This window comes from Streptomyces sp. NPDC005423 (assembly GCF_040606415.1).
Lineage (GTDB): Bacteria > Actinomycetota > Actinomycetes > Streptomycetales > Streptomycetaceae > Streptomyces.
Genome location: NZ_JBEXET010000005.1, coordinates 201,616 through 220,887 on the forward strand (window position 1 = coordinate 201,616; position 19,272 = coordinate 220,887).

Below are 19,272 nucleotides of genomic sequence, written 5' to 3' on the forward strand. Positions count from 1 at the left end.
GTTTTGGACCGCTTGCGCCACTGCGGTCCCGGTGCCGGGCTTCCGCAGGGCATTGGCCGGTTTTTCGCGCGTTTGCCCAGGCGGACCCGTGTGGCCGAATCAGCCCCCTGTGACAACTGGGCTACTGGGCGTTGTTGACCCTTGAGTAACACCGGGCTAGCTTGCCTCCAGTTATCTACGCGGGTTCTCTCGCGGCACACCGGAAATGGTGCGCCCTTGCGAGTCGATTCGCCGTCTGTAGGCCGACGCCCCCCACCGTGCAGTTTCACCGTTTATTCGGAGAATCATGACGCCTGCTGTACGCGCGGAAGCAATGATCATTGGAATCACCCCGTTCCAGGAACCGGACGCCAGGCTCGCGGCGGCGGTCAGCCGGGCCGGTGGGCTCGGGGTGCTCGACCTGGGCGCCGGCGACCGAAGAGCGCGAGAGGCGCTGGCCTGTCTCCGGCGCTGGGCGCCCGGCCCGTACGGGGTGCGCGTCACGCGGCACTGCCGGCTGGACCCCGCCGATCTCGCGCCCGGCGACGGCGACGGTCCGCACACCGTGGTGCTGGGCCTGGACTCGCCCTGGCGGATCGAAGAACTGCCCCCAGGATTAAGGGTGTTGGTCGAGGTCACCGGTCCGGCGGAAGCGCTGGCGGCGGTCCGCGACGGCGCGCACGGGCTGATCGCGCGGGGTGCCGAGAGCGGCGGCCGGGTGGGCTCGGCGAGCACGTTCGTCCTGCTGCAACAGCTCCTCTCCCGGCCCGGCGTCGACCTCCCGGTCTGGGCCTGCGGTGGCATCGGGCCCCGCACGGCGGCGGCAGCGGTGGCGGGCGGCGCGGCGGGCGTCGTACTCGACAGCCAGCTGGCGCTGCTGGCCGAGTCGGGGCTGCCGGAGGCGGCGGTCGCCGCGCTGCGGTCGATGGATGGCTCGGAGACCACGGTCGTCGCCGGTCACCGGGTGCTGCGGCGGCGCGGCCCGGATGCCCCGCGGGTGCCGGACGAGGAGGTGTCGCGGTCGCTCGGCGCGCAGGACCCGCGCCGTCAGCTGCTGCCGGTCGGGCAGGACGGCTCTCTCGCGGCGCGCTTCGCCGAGCGGTGGGGCGACGCGGGCGGCGTGATCCGCGCACTGACCGCGGCGATCCGGGACACCGTGCGGGACGACACGGCCGCCGGGGCGCTGGTCGCGGGCTCCCCGATGAGCCGGGCGCTGGGCACCCGGCTGCCGGTCGCGCAGGGGCCGATGACCCGGGTCAGCGACGAAGCGGGGTTCGCCGCGGCCGTGGCCGAGGAGGGCGCGCTGCCCTTCGTCGCCCTGGCGCTGGCGAGCGGGGAACGGACCCGGGAGGTGCTGGCCGAGACCCGGGACGCGGTGGCCGGGCGGCCGTGGGGTGTCGGAATCCTCGGCTTCGCGCCGGAGGAGACCAGGAACGCCCAGCTCGCAGGGGTACGGGAGCTGCGGCCCACGCACGTGATCATCGCGGGCGGGCGGCCCTCCCAGGCCGAGGCGCTGGAGCGGGCCGGCATCAGCACCTTCCTGCACGTGCCGTCGCCCGGACTGCTGCGGCAGTTCCTGGAGGCGGGGATGCGCCGGTTCGTCTTCGAGGGCTCCGAGTGCGGCGGCCATGTCGGACCGCGCGCCAGTTTCCCGCTCTGGGAAGCCCAACTCGCCGTGTTGGAAGACTTCTTGGACGGCTCCGACGGTACGGTCGCGCCGTCCGTCGAGGTGTTCTTCGCGGGCGGGGTGCACGACGAGCGCTCGGCGGCGATGGTGGCCGCGCTGGCCGCCCCGCTGACCGCGCGCGGGGCCGCCGTCGGGGTCCTCATGGGGACCGCCTATCTCTTCACCGAGGAGGCGGTGGCGCGCGGGGCCGTCCGGCCGCTCTTCCAGGAACAGGTCCTGCGGGCGGAGTCGACGACGCTCCTGGAGACCGCGCCCGGTCACGCCACCCGCTGTGTGCCGAGCCCCTTCAGCGCCGACTACCGCGCTTTCGAAGCCGAGTTGGTGGAGCGGGGTGTTCCCGGGCGGCAGATCTGGGAGGAGCTGGAGCGGCTCAACGTCGGCCGGCTGCGGATCGCCAGCAAGGGTGTGGAGCGGGACGCGACCGGCTCGCTCGCCCCGGTCGACGAGCAACGCCAGCTCGCCGAGGGGATGTTCATGGCCGGCGAGGTGGCGGTGCTGCGCTCGGCGACCACCACGCTCGACGCCCTGCACCGCTCGGTGACGGACGGGGCGGCGGACTTCCTCACCGGGCGGTCAGTGGTGCTCCGCGCCAGGCCCGGCGGCACCGCCGACGAGGCGGCCGAACCGCCCGCCCCGCTCGACATCGCCGTCGTCGGCATGGCCTGCATGTTCCCCCAGGCTCCCGACCTCGCCTCCTTCTGGGCGAACATCCTCGGCGGTCACGACGCCGTCACCGAGGTACCCGCCGACCGCTGGGACCCGGCCGTGCACTACGCGGCGGACGGCACCGGCGCGACGCCCTCCAAGTGGGGCGGCTTCCTGCCCCGCATCCCCTTCGACCCGCTGCGCTACGGCATCCCGCCGACCTCGCTCGGCAGCATCGAACCCGTACAACTGCTCGCGCTCGAAGCCGCCCGGCGGGCCCTGGAGGACGCCGGGTACGGCGACCGGGGACGGGAGTTCGACCGCTCGCGCACCTCGGTGGTGTTCGGCGCGGAGGCGGGCAGCGACCTCTCCAACGCCACCACCCTGCGCGCCGTGCTGCCGTCCTACTACGGCACGCTCCCCGAGGGCGTCGGACACCAACTCCCCGCGCTCACCGAGGACTCTTTCCCCGGAATGCTCGCCAACGTCATCTCGGGCCGGATCGCGAACCGGCTCGACCTCGGCGGCGCCAACTTCACGGTCGACGCGGCCTGCGCCTCCTCGCTGGCCGCCGTGGACGTGGCGTGCAAGGAACTCGTCGGCGGCACCAGTGACGTCGTGCTGTGCGGCGGCGCCGATCTGCACAACGGCATCAACGACTACGTCCTCTTCTCCTCGGTGCACGCCCTCTCCCCCACCGGCCGCTCCCGCGCCTTCGACAGTTCGGCCGACGGCATCGCGCTCGGCGAGGGCGTGGCCTGCGTCGTCCTCAAGCGGCTCGCCGACGCCGAGCGGGACGGCGACCGGATCTACGGCGTGATCAAGGGGGTCGGCAGTTCCAGCGACGGCCGCTCGCTCGGCCTGACGGCGCCCCGCCCCGAGGGCCAGCGGGCCGCGCTCCTCCGCGCCTACCGCAACGCGGGAGTGTCTCCCGCCGAGGTCGGTCTGGTCGAGGCCCACGGCACCGGGACCGTCGTCGGCGACCGCACCGAACTCACGGTCCTCGGCGAGGTGTTCGCCGAGTCGGGCGCCGGGCCGGGCCGGTGCGCGCTCGGTTCGGTCAAGTCGCAGATCGGGCACACCAAGTGCGCCGCCGGACTCGCCGGCCTGATCAAGACCGTCCTCTCCCTGCACACCGGGGTGAAGCCGCCCACTCTGCACATGCAACGCCCCAACTCCGCCTGGAAGGAGGGCGACAGCCCCTTCGCCTTCCACTCCCGCGCGAGACCGTGGGCGGCCCCGGCCGAGGAACGGGTCGCGGGGCTCAGCGCGTTCGGCTTCGGCGGCACCAACTTCCATGCCGTGCTCCGTGGTTACGGCGCGGCCGTGCCGCCCGCCCAGGGACTGGACGCGTGGCCCGCCGAGCTGTTCACCTTCCGGGGCGCGGACCGGACGGCCGCCCTGCGCGGTGTCGAGGAGATCCTGCGGGCCGCCGAGACCGGCCACTGGCGGCTGCGCGACCTCGCCCTGAGCGCCTCCCGCCGCTCCGACGCCCGCCACGAACCGGTGCGGGTGGCCGTCGTGGCGACGGACGTCGAGGGCCTCCTCGGACAGTTGCGCCGGGCACTCGCGGGCGAGCACGACCCCACGGCCGGGATCCATCTGGCCGAGCCGGACGCCGAGTCCGCCACGCCCGCCAAGGTCGCCTTCCTCTTCCCCGGGCAGGGCAGCCAGCGCCCCGGCATGCTCGCCGAGGTCTTCATCGCCTTCCCCGACCTCCAGCACTATCTGCACCTGGGCCGCGACCACGCCGACGCGCTCTATCCGCCCGCCCCCTTCGACGACGAGGCCCGGGACCGCCGGCAGGCCGCGCTGACCGACACCCGGGTCGCCCAGCCGGCGCTGGGCATCGCCGGGCTCGCCGCGTACGCGCTGCTCACCGAGGCGGGCGTACGGCCCGACATGGCGGCCGGGCACAGCTACGGCGAGCTGGTCGCGCTGAGCGCGGCCGGCGCGATCGCACCCGAGACGCTGCTGGAGCTGAGCGCCGAACGGGCGGCGGCGATCCTCGCGGCCACCGGCCCGGACGATCCCGGGACGATGGCCGCCGTCGCGGCCGGCGACGAAGAGGTCCGGCGGGCGCTGCGCGCGGCCGACACACCCGGCTCGGTGGTCGTCGCCAACCTCAACTCACCCCGCCAGACGGTGATCTCGGGCCCGACGGAAGCGGTCACCACGGCCGTGCGCGTGCTACGGGAGGTGGGTCTCGGGGCCAAGCGCATCCCCGTGGCCTGCGCCTTCCACAGCCCGCTGGTGGCGGGCGCCGGCGCACGGTTCGCGGAGGTGCTCGCCCGACACCCCGTGCACGCACCCGAGTTCCCGGTGTGGTCCAACCGCACCGCGCGGCCGTACGGCACCGAACCGGATGCGGTACGGGCCGAACTCGCCGCGCAGATCGGCGCCCCGGTCGGCTTCGTCGCCCAGATCGAGGCGATGTACGAGGCGGGGGCGAGGATCTTCGTCGAGGCCGGCCCCGGCGCGGTGCTCACCCGGCTCGTCGACCAGATCCTCGGCGACCGTCCGCACCGTACGGTCGCCTGCGAGCCCCGGCCCGACAGCGGCCTGCCCGGCTGGCTCGACGCGCTGGCCCGACTCGCCGTCGCGGGGGTGCCGGTACGGACCGGACGGCTCTTCCACGGGCGCGACGCCGTGGACGCGGCCCGGACGTCCGCTCCCGCCCGGCCCGGCTGGACGGTCGACGGGCAACTGGTCCGTACCGCCGCCGGTGACCTCCTCCCCGGTGCCCTCGCACCGGCCCGACGCGTTGTGGAGACGACTGTGACGACGAACGATCCCCACGGTGCCCCCGCCCCCGTCGACCGGGACGCGCTGATCTCCGAGTTCCTGCGCACCAGCCGGGAGATGGTGGCCGCCCAGCGGGACGTGCTGCTGACGTACTTCGGCGCCGCCCCCGCGGCCGTACCGGCGGCCCCCGCCGCACCGGGACCGATACCCGTGGCGGCCGACCTGGCGCCTGCCCAACAGCCTTTGCGTGAACCTGAGTTGATACCGCAGCCCGTGCCGGCCGCCGGGCCCGTCAGCGAGACCGATGTGCTGCGGACCGTCATGGAGATCATCAGCGAGCGCACCGGCTATCCCGTCGACATGATCGAGCCCGATCTCGACCTGGAGGCGGACCTCAGCATCGACTCCATCAAACGGGCCGAGATCGCCGGCGAACTGGCCAAGCGGCTCGGCATCGGCGGCGGCGCGGACGTGACCGCGCTCGACGACGCCGAGCTGGAGGAGCTCGCCAAGGCGCGGACGGCGGCCTCGGTGACCGCCTGGCTCGCCGCCCGGCTGACGGCGCCCGCCGCCGAGCCGGACCACGACGCGAGCGCCGGACCGGGCTCCCCGCCCGGCGCGAGCCCGTCGGAGCCGGCCGCCCCCGGCCGGGACGGGACACCGGAACAGGTGCGCGGCGACGCCCCCAAGCGGCTCCGGCTGCGCCCCGTCCGCCTCGCCCACCAGGACGCCGACGGCCTCGCGGACCCCGCCGGCGCACTGGCCGGCCGGCGGTTCGTGCTCCTCGCGGAGGGGGCCGGCGAGGGTTCCGAGGCGGTCGCGGCCCGCCTCGCCTCCCACGGTGCCGAGACGGTGACCCTCAGCCCCGAGCACCTGCTGACCGAGGCGGACGGCCGGGTCGACGGCGTGCTCTACCTGGCACCGCTCGCGGACACCCGCGCGCCGGTGCTGCCCGACGCGTTCCCGGTACTGCGGGCGGCCCTGCGCCGCGCCCCGCGCCGGCTGCTCGCCGTACGGCGGGCGGACGGCGGGCAGTTGGGGCTGCACGGGCTGTTCCGTACGGTGGCGCGGGAGTACCCGGACACCCTCGCGCGCGTCGTCGACCTGGCGGTGACGGAACCGGCCGCCGTGGCCGAGGCGGTGATCGCCGAACTGCTGGCGCCCGACGCCGAGCCGGTCGTGCTGCGCACGACGGCCGGACGGCACGGTCTCGAACTGGCCGAGGCACCGCTCGGCCCGCTCGCGACCAGCGGTGCCGGGCCGGCCGGCGACGGGGCCGCCGAGGCCGCCGCCCTGGGGCTCGACCGGGACGCGGTGGTACTGCTGGTGGGCGGCGCCCGGGGGATCACCGCCCGCTTCGCGACCGCGCTCGCCGCCGCCTCCCGGTGCCGGATCGAACTGCTGGGCAGAACGCCCGCCCCGGCCGGACCCGAGGACCCGGCGACCGCCGCCGCCCGCACCCCCGCCGCTCTGCGCGCGGCACTCGCCGCCGCCGGCACGGGCCGCTCCCCCGCCGACATCAACCGCGCGGCCGAACTCCTGCTGGCGCAGCGGGAGATCACCGCCACGCTGGCGGAGCTCGAAGCGCTCGGCAGTCCGGCGCGCTACCAGTCCGTCGACTTCCGCGAACCGGACGCCGCGCTCCAGGCGGTGAAGGAGATCCACGCCGAGCACGGCCGGCTCGACGGTGTCGTCTACGCGGCCGGGGTCATCGAGGACCGGCTGATCGACGAGAAGACCGCCGAGTCCTTCCAGCGTGTCTACGGCACGAAGACGAACGGCGCCGAGACGCTCCTGGCAGCGCTGGAACAACTGCCCAACGGCCCGGCTTTCACCGTGCTGTTCGGCAGTATCTCGGCCGTCCTCGGCAATCGCGGCCAGGCCGACTACGCCGCCGCCAACGACGCCTTGCAGAGCCTCGGTACCGCGTGGGCCGCCCGTACCGGGCATCGCGCGCTGACCGTGCACTGGGGCCCCTGGGCGCCGACCGGCGGCCACACCGGCATGGTCACCCCGGAGCTGGGACGGGAGTACGCCCGGCGCGGGATCAGACTGATCGACCCCGAGGAGGGCACCGCGGCCCTGCTGCGCGAGCTGGCCTGGGGCGACGAGTCGGCCGGTGCCGTCGTCTACACCGCTTCGGGCTGGTGACGGCCCGTCAGGTGCCGGTCGCGATCGTGGGAATGGCGGTGCTGCTGCCGGGCGCCGCCGACCTCGACGCGTACTGGCGGAACCTGCTGGACGGGACCGACGCCATCAGCGAGGTGCCGGACGGGCGTTGGGACGCCGGCTACTACCGGCCGGACGCCGCGACCGGACCGGCCGTCGCCGACCGGGTGTACTGCCGGCGCGGCGGGTTCGTGGACGGCCTGGCCGACGTCGAGGTCACCCGGTTCGGGATCATGCCGAACTCCGTCGCCGGCACCGAACCCGACCAGCTGATCGCGCTCAACGTGGCCGCGTCCGCGATCGCCGACGCGGGCGGCGAGGACCGCCTGCCGGACCGGCAGCGTGTCGGCGTCGTCCTGGGCCGGGGCGGCTACCTCACCCCCGGTCTGGTCCGGCTCGACCAACGCGTCCGGACGGCGGGCCAACTCATCCGGACGCTCGGCGAGTTGGTGCCGGGCCTGGACGCGGACCAACTCGACAGGATCCGGACCGCGTTCACGGACCGGCTCGGTCCGGACAGTCCCGAGTCCGCCATCGGCCTGGTGCCCAACCTCGCGGCGTCCCGGATCGCCAACCGGCTCGATCTGCGCGGCCCGGCGTACACCGTGGACGCGGCCTGCGCGTCCTCGCTCGTCGCCGTCGACCAGGCGGTGCGCGAACTCGGCTCCGACCGCTGCGACATGATGCTCGCCGGGGGCGTGCACCACTGTCACGACATCACCCTGTGGAGCGTCTTCTCCCAACTGCGCGCGCTCTCCGCCAGCCAGCGCATCCGCCCCTTCCACCGGGGCGCCGACGGCATCCTGATCGGCGAGGGCACCGGGGTCGTCGTACTGAAGCGGCTCGCGGACGCCGAACGGGACGGCGACCGGATCTACGCCGTGATCCGGGGCACCGGGGTGGCGAGCGACGGCCGCACGGCGAGTCTCGTCAGCCCGGACCCGGGGGGCCAGACCCACGCCGTACGACAGGCGTGGCGGGCGGCGGGGCTGGACCCCGCGCTGCCCGGTTCGATCGGGCTGCTGGAGGCGCACGGCACGGCGACCCCGGCCGGTGACACGGCCGAACTGGCCACCCTCGCCGAGGTGTTCGGGGGTCCCGGCGACAGCGGCGGGGGCGCGGTGATCGGCTCGGTGAAGTCGATGATCGGGCACACCATGCCGGCCGCCGGGGTGGCGGGGCTGGTCAAGGCGGCCCTCGCCGTCCACCACGGCATGCTGCTGCCGACGCTGCACTGCGAGGACCCGCATCCGGGGCTCGCGGCCACCCGGTTCCGCCCGCTGGAGAAGGCGGCACCCTGGGAGCTGACCGCGGGACAGGCGGTACGCCGGGCGGCGGTGAACGCGTTCGGCTTCGGCGGCATCAACGCCCACGTCGTCCTGGAGGAGGCGCCCGGTGCCCCGGCGAAGCGCTCCGCCACGCTGGTCGTCGACGAACCGGAACGCGTGCTGGCGCTCGCCGCCGACAGCCCCGCCGCGCTCGCCGCGCTGCTCGACGCCGACGACTCCGCCGTGCTGGCGGCCTCGGCCCGTACACCGTCCCCCTCTTCGGACCGGGCCGCCGGACGGTCCCGGCTCGGGATCGTCGCCCCGAACGCCAAACGGCTGGCGCTGGCCCGCCGGGTCCTCGCCAAGGGACGGGCGTGGCAGGGGCGCGGCGACGTGTGGTTCGCGCCGGACCCGCTGCTCGGTGACGGGGTGGGGAAGCTGGTGTTCCTCTTCCCGGGCCTGGAAGGGGACTTCGCGCCCCGGGTCGAGGACGTGGCCGCCCACTTCGGGCTGCGCGACGCCGGTGGGGGCGACGGCCCGGCCCGGGTCGGGGACGTGGGCCGGCACGGTTTCGGCGTGATCGGTGTCGGCCGGCTCCTGGACACCGCGCTGCGCCGCATGGGGGTCGTCCCGGACGCGGTGGCGGGGCACAGCGTCGGCGAGTGGTCGGCGATGATCGCCGCCGGGGTGTACTCGGCGGACGAGGTGAGCGACTTCATGGAGTCGTTCGACCCCGACGCGCTGACCGTGCCGGGCCTCGCCTTCGGCGCGATCGGCGCGTCGGCCGGCACCGTGACGGCCGCTCTCGCGGCGGGCGGAACGGCGGCCGGGATCGTGCTCTCGCACGACAACGCGCCCGGCCAGTCGATGGTGTGCGGACCGGACGAGGCGGTGGCGGAGTTCGTACGGTCCTTCCGCGCCCGGGGCGTGATCAGCCAGGTGCTGCCGTTCCGCTCCGGCTTCCACACACCGATGCTGAAGCCCTACCTCGGGCCGATCGAGGCGGCCACGGACCGCTTCCGGCTGCGTCCGCCGGATGTCCCCCTCTGGTCGGGGACGACCGCGTCGCCGTACCCGGCCGAGGAGAGCGCGATCCGGGCCCTCTTCATCCGCCACCTCCTCGAACCGGTCCGCTTCCGCGGGCTGGTGGAGGCCCTGCACGCCGCCGGCCACCGCGCCTTCGTGCAGGTCGGCACGGGCGGGCTCGGCTCCCTCGTGGACGCGACCCTGACCGGCCGCGACCACCTGGTGGTGGCCGCCAACTCGCCGCACCGTTCCGGGTTGGCCCAACTCCGGCGGGTGGTCACGGCGTTGTGGACCGTGGGCGGGACGGTGGACCCCGTGACGGCCGGCGGCGCCGGGGGCGCCGGGGGCGCCGGGGCGTCCGTACGGCGGGACCGGTCGCCGGTGCGGCTCGAACTCGGCGGCCCGCTCGTGTCGTTGGAGGGACAGGCCGCCCTGCCGGAGCTGCGCGCCGAGCTGTCCACAGCGATGGCGGGCAACACAACTCCTACTACACGCAACGGAGTTGGGCCTCAGCCCGTCGGCGGCGCGCCCCGCACCGGGTCGCCGTCCGCGCTGGACGGGCTCGCCGCCCGCTTCCCGGCGGCGGCCGAACTCGGCGCCCTGCTGCGCGACACGGCGGACACGGCGGCGGAAGTGATCGCCGCGAGCGGTCGCCACCACCCCCCGGCCCCGGCCGCCCTCCCGCCCGTCACCAGCCCCGCGACCGCCGGCCCGCCCACGGCCCCGGCCACTCCCACCGCCCGGCGCACCACGGTCCGCGTCTCCCCCGAGACCATGCCCTACCTCCTGGACCACTGCTTCTTCCCGCAGCGGGCCGACTGGCCCGAGGTGGAGGACCGTTGGCCGGTCGTGCCGGCCACGACGATCGTGCGGCACCTGATGGACGCGGCCGAGGAAGCCGCCCCGGGGAAGCGGGCGGTGGCGGTGCACGGGGCACGGTTCGAGCGCTGGCTGACGGCCACGCCGGCGGTCGACATTCCGGTCACGGCGACGCCCGTCGGCGCGGACCGGTTCGCCGTCTCCTTCGGCCCGCAGGCCCGCGGTGTCGTGGAACTCGCCGCCCACTACCCGTCGGCGCGTCCCGCCCGCCGTACGGACCCCGGCACGGAACGCACCCCCGACCACACCGCGTCCCACCTCTACGACGAGCGCTGGATGTTCCACGGACCGGCGTTCCAGGGCATCACGGAACTCACCGCGATCGGCGGACACCATGTGCGGGGCGTGATCACCACACCCCCGGCCCCCGGCGCGCTGCTCGACAACGTCGGTCAGCTGCTCGGCTACTGGATCATGTCGAGCCGCACCGAACGCACCGTCGTCTTCCCCGTCCAGATGAACGAGATGCGCTTCTACGGCCCCCACCCGCCCCCCGGTACGGAGGTGGAGTGCCTGGTGCGGATCACCTCCCTCACCGACACCCTGCTGGAGGCCGACGCGCAGCTCACCGTGGCGGGCGAGGTGTGGGCGGAGCTGACCGGCTGGCAGGACCGGCGGTTCGACAACGACCCGCAGACCCGGCCGGTGGAGCGGTTCCCCGACCGCAACACCCTCTCCGAGAGCCGTCCCGGCGGCCGGACCATGGTCCACGAGCGCTGGCCCGACCTCGCCTCCCGCGAGCTGATCATGCGCAACTCGTTGAGCCGCGAGGAGCGTTCGGAGTACGCCGGCCATCCCCCGCGCGGTCGCAGGCAGTGGCTGCTGGGCCGGATCGCCGTCAAGGACGCGGTGCGGCGGTGGCTCTGGGACCACGGGGAGGGCCCGGTCTTCCCGGCCGAGATCCGCGTCCGCAACGACGAGACCGGCCGCCCGTATGTGAGCGGACTGCACGGCCGGATCCTCCCCCAGCTGGACGTCTCGCTGGCCCACAGCGGGGAGACGGGGGTGGCGATCGCAGGGGCGCACCGGCCGGGACCCGGTCCCGGGATCGACATCGAGGAGGTCGTCGAGCGCGACGCGTCGACGCTCGCCACCGCGCTCGGCGAGGATGAACTCGCCCTGCTGCGGGCCCGGATCGCCGCCACCGGCGAGTCCGAGGCGCTGTGGTTCACCCGCTTCTGGGCCGCCAAGGAGGCGGTCGCCAAGGCCGAGGGCACCGGCTTCCGGGGCCGCCCTCGCGACTTCACCGTCCTCGAAGCAGCCGACGGGCGCGAGCTGTTGGTCTCGGGACGCCTGGAACGCGCCTACCCGGTGCACTGCGAGCCGGCCGGCAATCCCCCCGGACTGCCGGACAGGACCTACGTGGTGGCCTGGACGACCGGACCGACACCCGAAGAGGAGTACGCCCGATGAACCCCGACGAGCAGGCCGCCCCCGACGAGTACGCCGTCCTGGCCGACATCACCCGTATGCTCACCGCCCTCCTGGAGGACGAGTACGGCCTGGACGACGCCGAGATCACCATGACGACGACCTTCAACCGCGATCTGGAGCTGGAGAGCATCGACCTGGTGACCCTCGCCGGGCTGTTGCAGGAGCACTACGGCACGAAGGTCAACTTCGCCGAATTCCTGGCCGGGATGGAGTTCGACGAGATCATCGAACTCACCGTCGGCCGGCTGGTCGAGTACGTGGTGCAGAGCCTCAAGGCAGCCGAGGCGGGCTGACCCATGGCGATGGTCGACACCGGTCAACTCCGGCTGCACGTACAGCGGATGGGCCCTCCCGACGGCCGCCCCCCGACGGCCACCGTGGTCCTCGTGCACGGTCTGCTCACCGACAGCCTGGCCAGTTACTACTTCACCCTCGCGCCGCCGTTCGCGCTGGCCGGCCTCGACGTGGTCATGTACGACCTGCGCGGCCACGGCCGCAGCGGACGTCCGGCGGACGGCTACTCCCTCGACGACGGCGTGAACGACCTGGAGGCGCTCCTCGACCGCCTCGGGCTGACCGGCCCGGTCCATCTGGTCGGCAACTCCTACGGCGGCACGGTCGCGTTCGGGTACGCGGCCCGGCATCCGGAACGCGCGGCGAGTCTCTCCCTGATCGAGTCGGAACCGGCGACCGCGGCCTGGGCGCCGAAACTCGGCGGCATCCTGCGCCGGGTCGTGCACGAACTCGCGCACAACGAGTCCGACGCGCTCGCCTGGATCAGTGCCAACCGCAGCCACAACACGGCCCGGTTGGCACGGGGCGCGGCCCGGCTGGCCCGGGAGACCACCCTGGCCCAGGACATCCCGGCCAGCCGCGTGCTGACGGACACTCAGATCGCTGCCGTACGCTGTCCGGTGCTCGGTGTCTACGGCGGTGACTCCGAACTGGCCCTGCTGGCACCGTGGTTGGAGTCGGTGCTGCCCGACTGCCGGACGGTCGTGGTCCCGGGGCACGAGCACTCGGTACTGGTGGAGGCGGCGGGCGTGGTCGGCGGCCATGTGCTGTCGCTGATCCAGGGGGCGAGCGCGGCCCACCGGGCCGGGGCGGCGGTCCGGTGAGCCGGTTCCTGTTCGTGGTGCCGCCGTTGGTCGGCCACATCAACCCGGCGGCCGGGGTGGCGTCCGAACTGGCTGCCCGCGGCCACGAGATGGCGTGGGCGTGCGCCGATCCCGCACTCGTACGGCGGCTCGCGGGCGCCACGGCGACCGTGTTCCCGTGCGCCGGACCGGTGCCGGGCGAGGGCGACGGCGTACGTCCGGCGGAGATCCGCGGCCCGGAGGCGCTGAAGTTCCTGTGGGAGCACTTCCTGGTGCCGCTCGCCGAGGAGATGGCGCCGGGCGTCGCCGCGGCCGTGGCGGAGTTCCGCCCCGACACCGTCGTGGCCGACCAACAGGCCCTGGCCGGCGGGCTGGTGGCGGAGCGGCTGGGCCTGCCGTGGGCGACCTCGGCCACCACCTCGGCCGAGTTCACCGACGTACTGGCGGGCATGCCCAAGGTCGCGCGCTGGCTGGACGGACTGCTGGAGGGATTGCGGGTCCGCGTCGGCGCCCCGCCGGACGGCCCGGACCCCCGCTTCTCGCCCCGCCTGGTGCTGGCGTTCAGCGCCCCGGAACTCGTCGGCCCCGACGCCCGCGGGGACGACCGGATCCGCTGGGTCGGCCCGTCGATCGCCGCCCGCCCGGCGGTACCGGACTTCCCCTGGGAGTGGCTGGACCCGGCCCGTGCCAAGGTCCTGGTCAGCCTGGGCACCGCCAACCCGGACGTGGGCGCCCGCTTCCTCACCGAGTGCGTGACCGCGCTGCGCGACCGAACCGACCGCGTCCAAGCGGTGATCGCCGACCCCGGAGGCGCGCTGAACACCCCCGGCGCACCCGACAAGGACCTGCTGGTCCTGCCGTCGGTCCCCCAACTCCCGCTCCTGGAAAGGGTCGACGCGGTCGTCTGCCACGCCGGGCACAACACGGTCTGCGAGGCCCTCTGGCACGGCGTCCCCCTGGTCGTCGCCCCGATCCGCGACGACCAGCCCGTGGTGGCCGCGCAGGTCACCGGCGCCGGCGCGGGCGTCCGGGTCCGCTTCGGCCGGGTCACCGCTCCCCGACTGGGCGCGGCCCTGGACGCCGTACTCCACGAACCCGGCTACCGGACCGCCGCCGGCCGGATCCGCACGGCGTTCCGCGCGGCCGGCGGCACCCGCGCGGCGGCGGACCATCTGGAACGACTGGCGACCGGCGCGTCCCCCGAGGAGGACCAGTGAGCAGCGAGCCCGAGACCGTGCCCCCGAACCGCACCGAGCGCGTGGCCGCGGTGCGCCCCGCCTACCAGGCCGATCTGGCCGAGGGGCTGGACCGCTTCTTCGAACCCCGGCGCACCACCTGCCCCTGGTGCGGATCGCCCCGGCTGACCACCCGGCTGCGCACCGAGGACCTCATCCAGCACAAGCCCGGCACCTTCGTCCTGGACCGCTGCGCCGCGTGCCGGCACACCTTCCAGAACCCCCGACTCAGCCCGGCCGGGCTGGAGTTCTACTACCGGGACTTCTACGACGGCTTGGGCGAGAAGCAGTTGGGCAACACCTTCGCGGCCCGCACGAAGATGTACGAGCAGCGCGCCCGGTCGCTGGTGCCCTTCTCGCCGGCTCCCGCGAACTGGCTGGACGTCGGCACCGGTCACGGCCACTTCTGCGCCGCCGCCCGCACGGTCTACGCGGAGACGGTGTTCGACGGGCTCGACTTCACCGACGGCGCCGAACTCGCCGAGAAGGCGGGGCGGGTGGAGCGCGGCTACCGGGGCAGCTTCCCCGAACTCGCCCCCGGCTTCGAGGGCCACTACGACGTGGTGAGCATGTTCCACTACCTGGAACACAGCACGGAACCGGACCGCGAACTGGCGGCGGCACGCCGGGCGATCCGCCCCGGGGGCCATCTGCTGATCGAGGTGCCCGACCCCGACAGCCGCTACGCCCGTCTCCTCGGCCGCTGGTGGCTGCCCTGGCTCCAGCCGCAGCATCTGCACTTCGTGCCGGTGGCGAACCTGCGCGGCCGGCTCACCGAGCTGGGCTTCACGGTCGTGGCCGAGCAGCACGCGGAACCGCACGACCCGGTCGACCTGCTCGCCGGAGTCTGGCTGGCGCTGGACGCGACCGCTCCGCGCGACGACCTCCCCTGGCTGCCGAACCCGCCGACCGCCCTCGCCCGCGCGCTCCGCGCCGCGGTCCTGATCGCCGGCATCCCGGCGCTGCTCCTGGCCACCCTCCTGGACCGCCTCGGCGTCAAGCCGCTCTCGCACCGGCTGGGAGTGTCGAACGCCTACCGTCTGGTGGCCCGGCGCGACTGAACCGCCGAGAGAGCGGCCGGAGGGCGTCGCCCGGCGGGGCCGCGTCGACGAGGAGCCGGTTCGGGTCGTGGCTCGCCGCCGACCATGGCGGCCACGAGCAAGCAGCCGCGCGAGTACGGCGGTACGGCGCCCGCCCGGGTCGCCGGTCCGCCCACGCCCCGTCGACTCCAGGACACCGCGGCGTCACACCGGCGGGGAACGTATCCGGCGTCCCCTCCTGCTCCCGCTTCGCCTCGCACACGTCCGCCCCGGTCCCCAGGGGCGTGACGCGGAAGGACGGCGTGCGCCGTGTCCCTGCTCCCGCTCGACGACGTCCCGGCCCCCGCCTCCCCCCGTTCCCCGCTCCGCTCGCCCGGCGCCGCCCGGCTCGTCACCCGGGTCCTGACGCTGCTGCCGCTCCTGCTGGTCGCGGTGTGGACGGCGGTCGACCGGCGAGCGGTGTGGGACGGTGCCGCCCGGCTCGCCACCGCCGACCCCCGGTGGCTGCTGTCGGCCGCGCTCTGCACCGCCCTGGGCTGGGTGGCCGCCGCCTGCGTCCGGCAGGGCGCGCTGCCCGAGCGGCTGCCGTTCGGACCGCTGCTCGCGTCGCAGTTCGCCGCCGGCGCCGCCAACCACGCGCTGCCGGCCGGCCTCGGCGCGCACGCCGTCACCCTGCGCTTCCTCCAGAGCCGCGGCATTCCCCCGGCCAGGGCCACGGCGTCCCTCGCCCTGTACTCGCTGGTCAAGCCGCTGGCGAAGACCCTGGTGCTCGTCGTCACCGTGCTGGCCTGCCCGGACCTGCCGCCCCTCGGCCGCCTCCTCCCGGACGGCTGGACCCTGCTGCTGGCCGTCGCCGGGTCGGCGACCGCCCTCGCCACGGCCGCCCTGCTGCTGACGTTCGTACGGTCGCTGCGCCGTCCGGCGTCCGACCTCGTCCGCACCGCCCTCATTGACGCCCGGCTGCTGCACACCCGTCCCGCCCGCGTCCTGGCCCTCTGGGGCGGCGCGGCAGCCATGCCGGTGCTCCAGGCGACCGTGATCGCCTCGGTCGGGGCCGCGCTCGGCCTGCCGCTGTCGTGGGCACAGGTGGTGCTGGCCTTCCTGGCGGCCGGCACGGTGGCCGGCGCCGTACCCGCCCCCGGCGGCATCGGCCCGGTGGACGCGGCGCTGGTCGTCACCCTGGTCGGCTTCGGCGCCCCGATGGACATCTCCACCGCGACGGTCATCGGCTACCGGGTCATCGCGGTCTGGGTCCCCCTGCTCCCGGGCGCGCTCGTGCTCTCCGCGCTCGCCCACCGTGGGGTCCTCTGAGCGACGGACGCCGTCCCCCGCCCTCCGCGAGGGCCGCTTGACGTGCGGCGGACCCGGGCTCAGGGTGGGCAGCACCGGGCTGGATCATCGGCGGCCCCCGGACACCGGGACGCACAGGGCCTGCGAGAATTCCGTCCGGTGTCCCTCGGAACGACCGGAACGGATCAGCCCACGTGAATGACACAGAGACCGGCAGTCGTGGAGGGGCCGCGGCGCCGGCCCCGGACCCCGACCTCGCCGAGCGAATACGGCGGCACCGGCGCCACACCCTGGAACTGCTCACCGTCTGTGCCGTCGGCCTCGTCCCCTGGACGATCCTGCTCGGGCTCTCGCTGCCCTCCGGGTACAAGGTGCACCACTGGCGTCTGACCTGGGTCGGGTTCGACGCCCTGCTCGTCGTCGCGATGGCGTCCACCGCGATCCTCGGCCGGCTGCGTCACCGCGCCGTCATCGTGGCCGCGCTCGCCACGGCCACCCTGCTGATCTGCGACGCCTGGTTCGACATCTCGCTCGCCTTCGGCACCTCGGAGGTCTGGTCGGCGGTGGCCCTGGCGGTCTTCGCCGAACTGCCCCTGGCCGGTTATCTGATCCGCCGCGTGACCGGGATGATCTCCCTCGCGCAGTGGCCCGCCCCCGCCGCGGCTCCCCTTCTCAAGCCCGCAGATACGCCAGGACCGCCAGCACCCGACGGTGCGTCGCCTCCGCCGGTGGCAGGTCCAGCTTCATGAGGATGGCGCCGATGTGCTTGCCGACGGCGGCCTCGGACACCACCAGCGCCTTGGCGATCGCGCCGTTGGACCGGCCCTCCGCGACCAGGGCCAGCACCTCGCGCTCGCGCGGGCTGAGCCGCTCCAGCGGATCGCGGCGCCTGCGCAGCAACTGCCGTACGACTTCGGGGTCCACGACCGTGCCGCCGGCCGCGACCTCGGCGAGCGCGTCCACGAACTGCTCGACCTGGCCGACCCGGTCCTTGAGCAGATAGCCGACGCCCGTTCCGTCACCGGAGTCCAACAGGTCGGCTGCGTAGGCGCGTTGGACGTACTGACTGAGGACGAGCACCGGCAGCGCCGGGTGTTGGGCGCGCAGTCGCACGGCCGCGTGCAGGCCCTCGTCCTGGAAGCCGGGGGGCATGCGTACGTCCGTCACCACGATGTCGGGCCGGTGCTCGGCGACGGCGGCGAGCAGCGCCACGGCGTCGCCGACGGCCGCGGCCACCTCGTGCCCGCAGCGGGTGAGCAGACCGATGAGCCCGTCCCGCAGCAGGACGCTGTCCTCGGCCAGGACTACCCGCAGGGAGCGGTCGGCTCGCAGGGTTCGCAAGGGATCTCCACACGCAACAGGGTCGGTCCGCCCGGCGGGCTGGACAGGGCGAGTCTGCCATTCAGGACCGAGATCCGGTCGGCGAGACCGGTCAGTCCGGTACCGGCGCCGGCGTCCGCGCCGCCGTGTCCGTCGTCACGGATCTCCAGCGACAGCCGCGCGCCGCTGTGTCCGCCGGTCACCCGCGCGCGGCCGGCGCCGCTGTGCCGGGCGACGTTGGCCAGGGCCTCGCAGACGACGAAGTAGGCGGCGGACTCGACGGCCGGCGGCAGTCGGCCGGGCAGGTGGAGGTCGACGTCGACGGGGACCGTGCTGCGGTCGGCGGCGTCGGCGACGGCGGCCGCCAGACCGTAGTCGGTGAGAACCTTGGGGTGGATACCGTGGACGAGTTCGCGCAGTTCGGCGAGGGCCTTGCCCGCTTCCGCGTGGGCGGTGGCGAGTTGGCCGGCGAGCGGCCCCGGCGGCGCGTCGAGGCGGGCCAGGCCGAGGGTCATCGTCAGCGCGACGAGGCGCTGTTGGGCACCGTCGTGCAGATCCCGCTCGATCCGGCGCCGCTCCGCCTCGAAGGCGTCGACCAACCGGACCCTGGACCGGGTCAGTTCGACGATCCGTACACCCAACTCCGCGTCGTGCGGGGCGATCAGGAGCCGGGTCAGTCCGGCCGCGGCACCGGCCGCGACCCCGAGGACGTACGCTCCGGCGGCCAGCAGGAGCACGCCGAGGAGGGCGACGCCGACGGCGGTCGGCCACTCCGAGACCGTCCAGTGCTTGAGCACCTTCGTTCCCCGGCCGTCGCCCGCGGTGGCCAGCAGCAGCGGGGTCAGCGTCAACGCCAGCGGCACGGCGAGGGCGACGGTGACCACCAGTGCCTCGGCGGGCCACAACAGCCCGGCGAAGAGCAGCGCGTGGCCGAACTCCCGCCAGGTGAGCCGTTCCCGCAGCCGGGTGGTGTACCAGCTCCACGGTCCCGCCGCCGGAGGTGTCCGGTGCGGCGGGCGGGGAGCCGGTGCGTGGTCGACCAACCGCAGCCTGCGGCGTTCGGCCGAGGCCACCGGCCGGCCGACGAGAGGGGTGACGGCGAGCGGCACCACCCCGACCAGCGCGAGCGTGAGGACGCCGCCGACCGCCACCAGGAACACCAGCGCCACCAGCACGCCGACGCCCGCGACCACGCCCGTCGCCAGGTAGGCGACGGCACGCCAGGGCCACGGCGACAGCAGATAGCCCGGCCGGGACATGGCCTGCCACAGGTTTCGGGGACGCATGGGCTCACCGTAGAAGGCGGGTCGGCCGCGCCGCCATCGGTCCAGCGGGGGTAGGGAAGGTAGGCCCAGCCCTACCCCAGGTCTCCGTTCCGCCGCACTGCGCGCGAGGGCCGGCACACGGTTTCGTGGAGTCGCCGGCGCCGCCGGTGGAACGGCAGCGAACGAGCGGGAC

The 19,272-nt window shown here is 74.7% G+C and carries 10 protein-coding genes; 8 read left to right on the forward strand and 2 right to left on the reverse strand.

Features of this window, described 5'->3' with window-relative positions; all coding sequences use genetic code 11:
* Positions 1 to 313 precede the first annotated feature (313 nt).
* From ABZT12_RS09875 to ABZT12_RS09910, 8 genes are all read left to right on the forward strand, one after another.
* A complete protein-coding gene (locus ABZT12_RS09875) occupies positions 314 to 7,207 on the forward strand; it encodes an SDR family NAD(P)-dependent oxidoreductase (RefSeq protein ID WP_356380200.1) in 6,894 nt (2,297 codons plus the stop codon).
* Positions 7,204 to 11,811, forward strand: a complete 4,608-nt coding sequence (locus tag ABZT12_RS09880) for a beta-ketoacyl synthase N-terminal-like domain-containing protein (RefSeq protein ID WP_356380203.1) — start codon at positions 7,204 to 7,206, stop codon at positions 11,809 to 11,811. The genes ABZT12_RS09875 and ABZT12_RS09880 overlap by 4 nt, the downstream gene beginning before the upstream one ends.
* Positions 11,808 to 12,125, forward strand: a complete 318-nt coding sequence (locus tag ABZT12_RS09885; RefSeq protein WP_356380206.1) for a phosphopantetheine-binding protein — start codon at positions 11,808 to 11,810, stop codon at positions 12,123 to 12,125. The genes ABZT12_RS09880 and ABZT12_RS09885 overlap by 4 nt, the downstream gene beginning before the upstream one ends.
* Positions 12,126 to 12,128: 3 nt before the next feature.
* On the forward strand, positions 12,129 to 12,950 hold the full coding sequence (locus ABZT12_RS09890) for an alpha/beta hydrolase (RefSeq protein WP_356380211.1): 822 nt from the start codon (positions 12,129 to 12,131) through the stop codon (positions 12,948 to 12,950).
* Positions 12,947 to 14,146 carry a glycosyltransferase gene (locus ABZT12_RS09895; protein ID WP_356380214.1) on the forward strand — a complete coding sequence of 400 codons (1,200 nt, stop codon included), beginning with the start codon at positions 12,947 to 12,949 and terminating at the stop codon, positions 14,144 to 14,146. Before ABZT12_RS09890 ends, ABZT12_RS09895 begins: the two co-directional genes overlap by 4 nt.
* Complete coding sequence (locus ABZT12_RS09900; RefSeq protein WP_356380216.1) at positions 14,143 to 15,225, forward strand: class I SAM-dependent methyltransferase; 1,083 nt, start codon at positions 14,143 to 14,145, stop codon at positions 15,223 to 15,225. The genes ABZT12_RS09895 and ABZT12_RS09900 overlap by 4 nt, the downstream gene beginning before the upstream one ends.
* 288 nt (positions 15,226 to 15,513) lie before the next feature.
* Positions 15,514 to 16,515 (forward strand): lysylphosphatidylglycerol synthase transmembrane domain-containing protein, encoded by a 1,002-nt coding sequence (locus ABZT12_RS09905; RefSeq protein ID WP_356380219.1) that lies wholly within the window; start codon positions 15,514 to 15,516, stop codon positions 16,513 to 16,515.
* Positions 16,516 to 16,688: 173 nt separating this feature from the next.
* The gene (locus ABZT12_RS09910; protein WP_356380222.1) at positions 16,689 to 17,243 is read left to right on the forward strand and encodes a hypothetical protein; all 555 of its coding nucleotides are present in this window, start codon (positions 16,689 to 16,691) and stop codon (positions 17,241 to 17,243) included.
* Here the strand turns inward: ABZT12_RS09910 and ABZT12_RS09915 are convergent.
* Together ABZT12_RS09915 and ABZT12_RS09920 are read right to left on the reverse strand one after the other, a co-directional pair.
* Positions 17,167 to 17,826 carry a response regulator transcription factor gene (locus ABZT12_RS09915; protein WP_356380285.1) on the reverse strand — a complete coding sequence of 220 codons (660 nt, stop codon included), beginning with the start codon at positions 17,824 to 17,826 and terminating at the stop codon, positions 17,167 to 17,169. The two genes, ABZT12_RS09910 and ABZT12_RS09915, sit on opposite strands and share 77 nt — an antisense overlap.
* Complete coding sequence (locus ABZT12_RS09920; protein ID WP_356380225.1) at positions 17,799 to 19,100, reverse strand: sensor domain-containing protein; 1,302 nt, start codon at positions 19,098 to 19,100, stop codon at positions 17,799 to 17,801. The genes ABZT12_RS09915 and ABZT12_RS09920 overlap by 28 nt, the downstream gene beginning before the upstream one ends.
* Between the last annotated feature and the right edge of the window lie 172 nt (positions 19,101 to 19,272).